The 9,755-nt window shown below is 74.4% G+C and carries 14 protein-coding genes; 7 read left to right on the top strand and 7 right to left on the bottom strand.

Annotated features, from left to right (window positions below; translation table 11 throughout):
* Both GTW08_RS00785 and hisH read left to right on the top strand, forming a co-directional pair.
* On the top strand, nt 1-345 hold a 345-nt coding region (locus GTW08_RS00785; RefSeq protein WP_161151254.1), incomplete at its 5' end, for an FtsX-like permease family protein.
* A 61-nt stretch (nt 346-406) separates the two neighbouring features.
* A complete protein-coding gene (gene hisH / locus GTW08_RS00780; RefSeq protein WP_073573889.1) occupies nt 407-1,042 on the top strand; it encodes an imidazole glycerol phosphate synthase subunit HisH in 636 nt (211 codons plus the stop codon).
* A gap of 13 nt (nt 1,043-1,055) precedes the next feature.
* Here hisH and GTW08_RS00775 read toward each other — a convergent pair whose 3' ends face one another.
* From GTW08_RS00775 to GTW08_RS00765, 3 genes are read right to left on the bottom strand one after another with little or no spacing between them, the layout of a single operon-like run.
* The gene (locus GTW08_RS00775; RefSeq protein ID WP_073573888.1) at nt 1,056-1,928 is read right to left on the bottom strand and encodes a DUF1707 SHOCT-like domain-containing protein; all 873 of its coding nucleotides are present in this window, start codon (nt 1,926-1,928) and stop codon (nt 1,056-1,058) included.
* A gap of 55 nt (nt 1,929-1,983) precedes the next feature.
* Nucleotides 1,984-2,670 carry an SDR family NAD(P)-dependent oxidoreductase gene (locus GTW08_RS00770; protein ID WP_073573887.1) on the bottom strand — a complete coding sequence of 229 codons (687 nt, stop codon included), beginning with the start codon at nt 2,668-2,670 and terminating at the stop codon, nt 1,984-1,986.
* A 37-nt stretch (nt 2,671-2,707) separates the two neighbouring features.
* Entirely contained in the window at nt 2,708-3,490 is a 783-nt protein-coding gene (locus GTW08_RS00765) for a DNA-formamidopyrimidine glycosylase family protein (RefSeq protein WP_073573886.1), read from the bottom strand.
* Nucleotides 3,491-3,527: 37 nt separating this feature from the next.
* Here GTW08_RS00765 and priA point away from each other — a divergent pair, with 37 nt between their 5' ends.
* The 4 genes from priA (at nt 3,528) to GTW08_RS00745 (ending at nt 5,718) form a co-directional block, all read left to right on the top strand.
* The gene (priA, locus tag GTW08_RS00760; RefSeq protein WP_073573885.1) at nt 3,528-4,277 is read left to right on the top strand and encodes a bifunctional 1-(5-phosphoribosyl)-5-((5-phosphoribosylamino)methylideneamino)imidazole-4-carboxamide isomerase/phosphoribosylanthranilate isomerase PriA; all 750 of its coding nucleotides are present in this window, start codon (nt 3,528-3,530) and stop codon (nt 4,275-4,277) included.
* Nucleotides 4,277-5,050 (top strand): imidazole glycerol phosphate synthase subunit HisF, encoded by a 774-nt coding sequence (gene hisF, locus GTW08_RS00755; protein ID WP_073573884.1) that lies wholly within the window; start codon nt 4,277-4,279, stop codon nt 5,048-5,050. The genes priA and hisF overlap by 1 nt, the downstream gene beginning before the upstream one ends.
* Nucleotides 5,047-5,430 carry a phosphoribosyl-AMP cyclohydrolase gene (gene hisI / locus GTW08_RS00750; protein ID WP_073573883.1) on the top strand — a complete coding sequence of 128 codons (384 nt, stop codon included), beginning with the start codon at nt 5,047-5,049 and terminating at the stop codon, nt 5,428-5,430. Before hisF ends, hisI begins: the two co-directional genes overlap by 4 nt.
* A gap of 84 nt (nt 5,431-5,514) precedes the next feature.
* Complete coding sequence (locus tag GTW08_RS00745) at nt 5,515-5,718, top strand: hypothetical protein (protein ID WP_073573882.1); 204 nt, start codon at nt 5,515-5,517, stop codon at nt 5,716-5,718.
* A 4-nt stretch (nt 5,719-5,722) separates the two neighbouring features.
* On the opposite strand, the gene GTW08_RS00740 is transcribed toward GTW08_RS00745, so the two are convergent.
* The 4 genes from GTW08_RS00740 to GTW08_RS00725 all read right to left on the bottom strand — a co-directional run bounded on the left by GTW08_RS00740 (nt 5,723) and on the right by GTW08_RS00725 (nt 9,244).
* Nucleotides 5,723-6,640, bottom strand: a complete 918-nt coding sequence (locus GTW08_RS00740; RefSeq protein WP_073573881.1) for an oxygenase MpaB family protein — start codon at nt 6,638-6,640, stop codon at nt 5,723-5,725.
* Nucleotides 6,641-6,735: 95 nt separating this feature from the next.
* Nucleotides 6,736-8,214 (bottom strand): sodium:solute symporter family protein, encoded by a 1,479-nt coding sequence (locus tag GTW08_RS00735; protein WP_073573880.1) that lies wholly within the window; start codon nt 8,212-8,214, stop codon nt 6,736-6,738.
* Entirely contained in the window at nt 8,211-8,528 is a 318-nt protein-coding gene (locus tag GTW08_RS00730) for a hypothetical protein (protein ID WP_083658011.1), read from the bottom strand. The genes GTW08_RS00735 and GTW08_RS00730 overlap by 4 nt, the downstream gene beginning before the upstream one ends.
* Nucleotides 8,529-8,563: 35 nt before the next feature.
* Nucleotides 8,564-9,244 carry a GntR family transcriptional regulator gene (locus GTW08_RS00725; RefSeq protein ID WP_073573879.1) on the bottom strand — a complete coding sequence of 227 codons (681 nt, stop codon included), beginning with the start codon at nt 9,242-9,244 and terminating at the stop codon, nt 8,564-8,566.
* A gap of 272 nt (nt 9,245-9,516) precedes the next feature.
* Here GTW08_RS00725 and GTW08_RS00720 point away from each other — a divergent pair.
* The coding region (locus tag GTW08_RS00720; protein WP_161151253.1) for a response regulator transcription factor at nt 9,517-9,755 on the top strand (239 nt) is incomplete at its 3' end.

Here is a 9,755-nt window from a genome sequence, read left to right as displayed (position 1 = left end):
GGGACCCGGCGGGCCGACCTGGCCGTCCTCGTCGCGGCCGGGGCTACCCGGGCCCGGATCGTCGCGACCGTCGCCGTCGAGACCGGTACGGCCGCGACGCTCGGGATCGTGCTCGGCCTGGCGGTGGCCGTGCCGCCCCTGGCCGCCCTCGCCTCAGGGCTGTCAACGGCCACCGGCACCGCGGTGGCCCCGGTGCCCGACGTCGGCGTGACCGCCCTCGCCGCCGGAACGTGCCTGCTCGTCGCCGTCCTCGCCGGTGCGGTGACCGCGGCGCGCGCGGTCCGATCGTCATCATCAGTACCTGAGCGCCGTCACCGGTCGGGCCGAGCAGCGCACAGGTACTGATGATCACGGCGCCGCCCCCGGGCCGCGGGGGGCCGCGCGAGGCGGCGACTACGCTGGTCGCGTGGCACGCATCGTCGTCCTCGACTACGGCTCCGGGAACCTGCGCTCCGCCGAGCGCGCCCTCGAACGCGTCGGCGCGGACGTCACCGTGACGTCCGACTTCGACGCGGCGACCGAGGCCGACGGTCTCGTCGTCCCCGGGGTGGGCGCCTTCGCGGCGTGCATGCAGGGCCTGCACGCCGTCCGTGGCCCGCAGATCATCGGGCGTCGGCTCGCCGGCGGCCGCCCGGTCCTCGGGATCTGCGTCGGCATGCAGATCATGTTCGAGCGTGGCGTCGAGTTCGACGAGGACACCGAGGGCTGCGGCGAGTGGCCCGGCACGGTCGAGCGGATCCAGGCCGACGTGCTGCCGCACATGGGCTGGAACACCGTCCGCATGCCGGAGGAGTCCATCCTGTTCGCGGGGATGGACGCCGACACCCGCTTCTACTTCGTGCACTCGTTCGGCGTCCGGCGCTGGACCCTGGAGCCCTCGCACGCGATCGCCCCGCCGAAGGTCACCTGGACCCACCACGGCGAGGACGTCGTCGCCGCGGTGGAGAACGGGCCGCTGTCGGCGACCCAGTTCCACCCGGAGAAGTCCGGTGACGCCGGCGCCGCGGTCCTGGAGAACTGGCTGCGGTCGGTCACGGGCTGAACGGGTCGCCCGGTCAGGACGCGGCGAACACCGCGACCCCACTGCCGTCGGGTCGCGCGGTCACCGTGCCGCGCCGTGCCGAGCCGTCCGTGCAGGTGATCTCGACGGCCGGGCCCGAGCCGGGGTCGAACACCATCAGCCGCACGGAGCGGGCGCCGGGCACACCGGTCGCGCGAGGTGCGCCGGCGAGCAGCCCCGCGAGGGCGGTCGTGTCGAGGTCGCCCAGGTCGACGGTGCGCTGATCGGGGTCACGGGCGATCGCGGACACGACGTCGAGCCTCGTGAGCCCGGCCCCCGGCGTCCAGGTGTAGGTCCGGTCCGCGCGCGGGTTCCCCGGCTCGGCGATCCGAACCCCGCCGTCGTCGGGGCCGCGTACCGACAGCGAGTCGACGACGGTGCCACCCGAGACGCGGCGGACGGCCGCGACCAACTCGGTCAGTCCCCGGTCGGTCCGCAGATCGACCGGCTCGACGACGACCGGGGCGGTGACGGGGACGGGCGCGGCCGCCGTGGGAGGCGGCACTGGTGGCCGGTGCACCGGACGGGAGACGACGGCGTGCGCGACGGCCATCGCCGCGTCCAGCGCGACGGCCACCCCGATCCGCACCGGCCAGTAGCCCGGCGCGTCCCGGTCCGGCCGTGTGGGGGAGGCCGCCACGCTCCGGGCCGGCGACGGCCCTCGCCGTACTCGCGCGACGCCGGGAAGCTGCAGGTCAGCGGTGAGCGTGGTGAGGTCACCGATGTGCGCCGCCCGCAGCGCGGCGGCGACCCGGGTCCGGTGCTCGACGCCGTCGATCTGGCCCTCGGCGAAGGCGACGTCGAGCCGGTCGCAGGTCGCGGTCCGGTCGGAGTCACGGGCCCGCTTGCGGGAACGGAGGGAAGGCACGGCGGCGAGTGTGACGACCGCGCACGACGACCGTGGCCGTTCCGCGGAACGCGCCTCAGCCCAGCGCGTACTCCCCGGAGCGCAGGTCGAAGGTCACCGTCCGCCTGTCCGAGCGCAGCGCCTCGAGCACCTGTCCGACGAGCGTCGCGACGTCGGAACCCGCTCTGATGCCGGACGGCACCGTCCCGGCGACGGCGCGGTCGGCGAGCCCGGTCTCGATGTGCGGCGGCCGTACGTCTAGCACCCGCACGCCCTGCTTGCGCACGCCACCGCGGGTCGCGGTCAGCCACGCCGACAGCGCCGCCTTGGACGCCGAGTAGGCCGCCATCCCCGGCGTCGGAACGTCGGCCAGGATCGCCGAGATCATCGCGAGCGTGCCACCGGAGTCGGTGAGGTGCGCGAGCGCGGCCCGGCCGATCGCCATCGGCGCCTGTGTGTTGACCGTCAGCAGGTGCTCGGTGACGACGTCGTTCTCCGACTCCTCCCCGAACCCGGCCACCCCGATCGCGACGAGCACCAGGTCCAGCCCGCCCAGGGCGTCCGCCGCCTCGTCGACGACGGCGGCGCAGCGCTCCAGGTCGAGTGCGTCGACGGTGAACGTGGGCTCGCCGCCGGTCCCGGAGGGATCGGTGCGGCCCGCCAGCGCGAGCGTCGCGCCCTGGTCGCGCAGCGCCTCGGTGAGCGCGCCGCCCAGCACACCCGTCGCCCCGACCACCAGCGTCCGCGCCCCGGAGAGTTCCATGATCCGACGGTAGGGCGAACCGGCGACGGCCGCGCGCTCACCGCTGGCAGCGCGGGCACCACCAGGTCTCGCGACCGTGCGGGGTGCGCTCCGGCGGCGCGAACGCCACCGCGGTCCCGCAGCGCAGACAGGGCCGCCGGTAACGGCCGTAGACGAAGTGCGGCGGCCGGACCCGGCCGGTGGTGTTCTGCGCGGGGTTGCGGACGACCGCGTCGCGCAGCAGCGCGCGGCCGCGCCCGAGGAGGGTGCCGGGGTCGGAGACCGCGGAACACTCCCGCCACGGGGAGATCCGCTCCAGGAACAGCAGCTCCTGGGCCCACATGTTCCCCAGCCCGGCGACGACGCGCTGGTCCAGCAGCGCCGCCAGCACCGCCCGGCCGGGGTCGGCGCGCAGCCGGGCGAGGGCCGCGTCGCCGTCGAAGGTGCCGCCGAGCAGGTCCGGGCCCAGGTGCCCGACGACGGTGTGCTCGTCGCGGGTCGGGAGTACGGCCAGCACCGGCAGCCCGATCCCGGCCACGGTGCGGCCGTCGACGAGGTGCAGCGCGATCCGCAGGTCGGCCGCGACGGCGCGGGGGAGCCGCCTCCCGGGCCGCAGCACCGACCACCGCCCGGACATCCGCAGGTGCGAGTGCACGGTCCAGCCGCCCGCGGTGCGGGCCAGCAGGTGCTTGCCGCGCGGCGCCCAGCCGGTGATCTCCTCCCCGGCGAGGTCGGCGCCGGCGAAGCGGGGGTGGCGCACGTCGGAGCGTGCGATCACCGCGCCCGCGGTGGCCGCGTCCAGCCGCGCCGCGAGCCGGAAGATGCTGTCCCCCTCGGCCACCCCCGGAGGCTACGAGCGGCGCGGATACCCTGGCGCGGTGAGCTTCACGTTGCTTCCCGCGGTGGACGTCGTCGACGGGCAGGCCGTTCGGCTGGTGCAGGGCGAGGCCGGCACCGAGACCGGCTACGGCTCGGCCCTGGAGGCGGCCCTGAACTGGCAGTCCGGCGGCGCCGAGTGGGTCCATCTGGTCGATCTCGACGCGGCGTTCGGTCGCGGCTCGAACGCCGAGCTGCTGGCCGAGGTGGTCGGGAAGCTCGACCTGCGGGTCGAGCTGTCCGGCGGCATCCGCGACGACGAGTCCCTGGAGCGCGCGCTGTCCACCGGCGCGGCCCGGCTCAACCTCGGCACCGCGGCGCTGGAGCAGCCCGAGTGGTGCCGCCGGGTCCTCGCCGAGCACGGCGAGAAGATCGCGATCGGGCTCGACGTCAAGATGATCGACGGCCGGCGCCGGGTCGCGGGGCGCGGCTGGACCTCCGACGGCGGCGACCTCTGGGAGGTCCTCGCCCGCCTCGACGCCGACGGCGCCACCCGCTACATCGTCACCGACGTCTCCAAGGACGGCACCCTGCAGGGCCCGAACGTCGAGCTGCTCACCGAGGTCGCGCAGGCCACGACCGCGCCGGTCATCGCGTCGGGGGGGATCTCGGAGGTGTCCGACCTGACCCGGCTCGCCGAGGTCGCCGCGACCGGCGTGAACATCGAGGGCTCGATCATCGGCAAGGCGCTCTACGCCGGCCGGTTCACCCTGCCCGAGGCCCTGGCGGCCGTGCGGGCGGTGAGCGCCTGATGGGCGTCGCGGTCCGCGTCATCCCCTGCCTGGACGTCGACGCCGGGCGCGTGGTGAAGGGCGTCAACTTCAAGGAGCTCCGCGATGCGGGCGACCCGGTCGAGATGGCGCGGGTCTACGACGCCGAGGGCGCCGACGAGCTGACCTTCCTCGACGTCACCGCGTCGTCGTCGGAGCGCGGCACCATGATCGACGTGGTACGCCGCACCGCCGAGCAGGTGTTCATCCCGCTGACCGTCGGCGGCGGCATCCGTACCCCCGACGACGTCGACCGGATGCTGCGCGCGGGCGCGGACAAGGTCTCGGTGAACACGGCCGCGATCGCCCGGCCCACGCTGCTGCACGAGATGTCGCGGCGCTTCGGCAGCCAGTGCATCGTGCTGTCGGTCGACGCCCGCCGCGTCCCGGAGGGCGGTGAGCCGCAGCCGTCGGGCTGGGAGGTCACCACGCACGGTGGGCGCCGCTCCGCCGGGATCGACGCGGTCGAGTGGGCCCGGCGCGGCCAGGAGCTCGGCGTCGGGGAGATCCTGCTGAACTCGATGGACGCCGACGGCACCCGCGCCGGGTTCGACCTGGAGATGCTGACCGCGGTCCGGAAGGTCGTCGACGTCCCGGTGATCGCCTCCGGCGGCGCCGGCGCGGTCGAGCACTTCGGCCCGGCCGTGCGCGCCGGGGCGGACGCGGTGCTCGCCGCCAGCGTGTTCCACTTCGGACAGCTCCGGATCGGCGAGGTCAAGGACGCCCTGCGGGTCGAGGGGGTCGAGATCCGATGACGGCACAGAGCGTGCGCCTCTCCGCGGCCGAGTCCGCGCTGGACCCGGCGGTCGCCGCCCGGCTCAAGCGCGACGCCGACGGCCTGGTCTGCGCCGTCGTCCAGTCCCGCGCCGGCGAGGTCCTGATGGTCGGCTGGATGGACGACGAGGCGCTGCACCGCACCCTGACCACCGGCCGGGGGACCTACTGGTCGCGGTCGCGACAGGAGTACTGGGTCAAGGGCGGCACGTCGGGGCACGTGCAGCACGTGCACGAGGTGCGGCTGGACTGCGACGGCGACGCCGTGCTCGTCGTGGTCGACCAGGAGGGCCCGGCCTGCCACACCGGGACCCGGACCTGCTTCGACACCGACGTCCTGCTCGCCGGGGACGGCGCTTGAGCACCGACGTCCTGCTCGCCGGGGACGACGCCCGGGTGTGAGTCCCCCGGTGCGACGACGGGGCGGATCGGGCACCCTCGGGAGATGGATCCCGAAGAGAAAGCGCAGGACGGCGACGACCCGCGTGCCCGCTGGCGGACCATGCCCGAGCCGATCCGTCCTGAGCAGTGGGTCGCCGAGCACGACACGGACCCGATCCCGGAGTCGCTCGCCGAGGCCGAGGCACGCCGCGAGGAGCAGGAACGGACCTACCTCGTGACCCGGCTCGGAGGCGGTGGCGGGGTCTGACCGCTCACGGGTGCACCGGCGGCATCGGTGGCGGCTGGGCGGGTGCCGAGGTGACCCACCGGATCCCGGCGGTGATCGCGTGCCCCCCGGCCCGCACCACGGTGGCCTCGGCGACGGGCAGCCACGGCAGCCGCAGCGGCAGCCGCGTCCAGCGCGGCATCAGTCCCACCGACGCGGCGGCCAGCACCGAGTAGGGCACCCGCGCGGAGAGCGGCAGCGGCGGCTCCCACAACAGGAACCGCGCGGCGTCGCGGGCCGCGGGGGTCCCGGCCAGCTCGGGCCGGTAGCCGTCGAGCTGTGCCCGCAGCTCCGCGGTGGACTCGGGCGGGTCCGGCACGCCCAGCTCGCGGGCGACGCGTGCGGTGTCGGCCACGTAGGCGTCGCGGCCCGCGGCGTCGAGCGGGGTGCTGCCGTAGCGGTCGTGCGCGGTGAGGAAGCTGTCGATCTCGGCGACGTGCACCCAGCGCAGCAGGTGCGGGTCCGACGCCGAGTACGGGCGCCCGTCCGGCGCGGTCCCGCGGACGTGGACGTGGGCCCGCTTGATCCGCGCGATCACCCGCTCGGCCTCCTCGGCCGGCCCGAACGTCGTCGCGGCCAGGAAGTACGAGGTGCGCTGCAGTCGTCCCCACGGGTCGCCGCGGAACCCGGAGTGCCCGGCGACCCCGGCCATGGCCAGCGGGTGCAGGGACTGCAACAGCAGCGCCCGCAGCCCGCCGACGAACATCGACGCGTCGCCGTGCACCGTCCGGATGGCGGCGTCCTCGGCGAACCAGCGCGGTCCCTCGGCGCCGAGGATGCGGGCGCGCCGGCCGGAGCCCTCGTCCCCGGCGACCCGGCTGAACACCGCCGACCCGACCCGCGACCGCAGGGCCGCGAGCCGGTCGGTGACGGCGTCGGGGAGCCGGGCGGAGAGATCGACCATGGGTCCAGTGTGCGGCCGGGCCCGGACGGCGGCCACCGGTCCCGCGGCACCCGACCGACGGTGCCCGGATCGTCCGCCGGCCGCGGCACCGTCGGTCAGATGACGGCGCCCATCCGCTGGGTGCGCGGGGTGCGGGTGACCGCCATCGATCCGACGACGCAGATGACGACGTTGGCGGCGAGCCCGACCAGCCCGGCGGGGACGCCCCCGAACGGCCCGAGGTCGAGCAGCGTGGCGCCACCCGCGACGACGGCCCCGGCGAGCATCCCCCAGAACGTGGGGCCGGGCGCCATCCGCCTCCAGTACAACCCGAGGATGAAGACCGGGGCGAGCTGGACGATGAGTTCGAACTTCAGCACGAAGATGCTGAACAGCGTGCCGGGCGGGTTCCAGGCGATGGCGAGCAGGCCGAACACCATCGCGACACCGACGAGCTTGCCGACCAGTACCTTGCGTCGGTCGGTGGCCCCGGGTGCGACGTGGCGGCCGTAGAGGTCGCCCGCCACGATCGAGGAGAACGCCAGCACCGCGGAGTCCGCCGTCGAGACGATGGCGCACACGACACCGCCGAACAGGAGGATCATCAGCAGGTAGAAGACCGTGTTCTGGGCCGCGACCTCGTTGGCGATCAGACCGACGAGCTGTTCGGACGCACCGGTGTCCAGGCCGGGGAACAGCTGCAGGCCGGCGATGCCGACGACGAACACGACCCCGGTCGTGGCCAGCGGCATCCAGGCCATCAGCGCCAGGGACCGCTTCAGCGTCCGCTCGCTGCGGGCGGAGTACACCCGCTGGATCGCGTGCGGGTAGACCGCAGCCCCGAAACCGATCATCACGATCATCGCGAGCCAGTTGACGGCGTCCGTGGTGCCCGGGACGCCGACCAGCTCCGGTGAGGTCTCGGTCAGGTACGTGGTGAGGGTGCCGAGCCCGCCGGTCAGCGTCACCACCCCGGTCAGGAGGGCGCCGATCCCGACCAGCATGGCGATGCCCTGGAGGACGTCGGTCATGGCCACGGCACGCATCCCACCGGTCCACGAGTAGACCAGCATGATGACGATGAAGCCGATCACGCCGACCTCGTAGGGGATCGTCTCGCCGGTCAGCCCGGCGATGCCGTGGCCCATGGCGACCAGCTGCTCCAGCACGTAGTTGCCGAGTCCCCACAGCATCAGGGCCACGGTGAGCAGTGACAGCTTCGTCGAGCCGAACCGGTCCCGCACGAAGTCGGTCGGCGTGACGAAACCCCTCTGCTTCGCCACGACGTACAGACGGGGTGCGAACAGCAGGTACACCGCGATGACGGCGATCATGAAAGGGACCGACTGCCACCACAGGAAGCCCGACCGGTACGCCTGGGGCGGGTACCCGACGACGGAGTTCCCGCTGTACTGGGTCGCGTAGAGGGTGAAGAACAGCGTCACCATGCCGAGGCCGCCACCCGCGGTGAAGTAGCCGCGTGCTGTGCCGGTGGATCCGCCGCGGCCCGCGTACCACCCGATCAGCAGCATCACGACGGCGTAGACGCAGAGGATGGCCACCCCGCTCGGGCCGGCGAAGACGAGCTCGGTCACCGGTCGGCCTCCCCGCTCCGCAGGGCCGCCTCTTCGGCCGGTTCGACCAGGTTCCACTGCCGCAAGCAGATCCAGGAGACGAACGCCGCGAAGGCGAACGTGCTCGCCACGGAGATCGCGAACCAGAGCGGCACCCCGAGAACGACGGGCCGGATCGTCCCGGTCGGGTACCAGAGCGGGGTACCGGCCAGCACGATCACCAGCAGCACGGCGAACAGCCACGGTCGGCGCACCGGTTCGCGGCCGCCGGGGACGATGACGGGATCGGGTGGTGTGGTCTCGGCACTGTCGGCGGTGGGGTGGTGCTGGTCCACGGTGCTCCTCGTCGTCGTCGGCGGAGAGTCGGTGGTCACGGCCGCCGGTCGGCGGCCGCGGTCCGGTCGGGAGGGCCTGCGCGGTCGCGGACGACCTCGCGGGCCGCGCGGAGGTGCGCGGTCATGACGGCGCGGGCCCACTCGGGGTCGCGGGCGGCGAGGGCTGCCACGAGCTCGCGATGCTGGGCGAAACTGCGGGCCAGCCGCTCGGCGGTGTAGCGGCGGAAGGTCGTCCGTACCAGCGGGGCCTCGACCACTCGTCCGACCAGCTCACGCAGGGCGCGCCGCCCGCCTGCCCGGTGGATCTCGTGGTGGAGCGCCAGATTGAGACGGGTGATCTCGGCGTGATCGGGCGGGTCCTCGACGGCCTCCATCGCCGCGCACAGATCCCGCATCCGCGCGAGGTCGGCCCGCCCGGAGACTGCCGCGCGGGCCGCCGCGTGGCCCTCGAGCAGCACGCGCAGGTCGAACAGCTCGTCGAGGTCGTCGTCGTCCCACGCCAGTACGACGGCGCCGCGTCGTGGGGTCAGCTCGGCCAGACCGTCGGCGGCGAGGCGACGGATCGCCTCCCGGGTGGGGGTGCGACTGGTGCCGTGGGCCTCGGCGATCTCCTCCTCCCGCAACCGGGACCCCGCGGGGCGCACACCGTCGAGGATCTCGGCCCGCAGAGCGGTGTGCACGCGGTCGACCGCGGGTGCTCCGTGGTTCGCCGTCATCACCCACCCCTTCGTGATTGTGTACAAAGTAGGAGGGCGGAAGATCCTTATCAAGGGACTGGTGCCGCTTTCGCCGCGCCGGCGGCGTCGATTGTGTACGAGACGTCGGTCGCTCCCGCCCGCCGCGCTTCCGCGGCGGGTCCCGGGACCGTCTCGATCTGCGACGATCGTCGCCGTGGATGTGGGGCGGACCCGTCGCCGGCACGTCGGCGTGGCGGGACGGGGACACACCGACGGGCGCGGTAGGGCGGGGACGGGCCCCGGGGGGAGCGATGACGGGTGACGCGAGCATCGGCGTCCTGCTGGTCGACGACGATGCGCCGATCCGTACCGGTCTGCGCGCGGTGCTCGATGCCGACCCCGGCATCACCGTCCTCGGCGAGAGCGCCGACGGCGCCGAGGTGCCGGGCCTGGCCGGTCGGCTGGCGCCGGACGTCGTGGTGATGGACGTCCGCATGCCCGCCGTCGGCGGCGGCACCGCGGCCCGGGCGCTGCTGCGCCGCCCCGGCCC

Origin of the sequence: Pseudonocardia sp. SID8383, from assembly GCF_009864975.1 — a bacterium.
Taxonomy (GTDB): Bacteria; Actinomycetota; Actinomycetes; order Mycobacteriales; family Pseudonocardiaceae; genus Pseudonocardia; species Pseudonocardia alni.
This window is presented reverse-complemented; position numbering and strand designations above follow the sequence as displayed.

What these genes read in the sequence shown, in the direction of transcription:
- GTW08_RS00740 (WP_073573881.1), bottom strand. Translation starts at nt 6,640, where the DNA reads ATGGTCGATCTCTCCGCCCGGCTCCCCGACGCCGTCACCGACCGGCTC.
- GTW08_RS00725 (WP_073573879.1), bottom strand. Translation starts at nt 9,244, where the DNA reads ATGACGGCGAACCACGGAGCACCCGCGGTCGACCGCGTGCACACCGCT.
- GTW08_RS00770 (WP_073573887.1), bottom strand. Translation starts at nt 2,670, where the DNA reads ATGGAACTCTCCGGGGCGCGGACGCTGGTGGTCGGGGCGACGGGTGTG.
- GTW08_RS00745 (WP_073573882.1), top strand. Translation starts at nt 5,515, where the DNA reads ATGGATCCCGAAGAGAAAGCGCAGGACGGCGACGACCCGCGTGCCCGC.
- hisF (WP_073573884.1), top strand. Translation starts at nt 4,277, where the DNA reads ATGGGCGTCGCGGTCCGCGTCATCCCCTGCCTGGACGTCGACGCCGGG.
- hisI (WP_073573883.1), top strand. Translation starts at nt 5,047, where the DNA reads ATGACGGCACAGAGCGTGCGCCTCTCCGCGGCCGAGTCCGCGCTGGAC.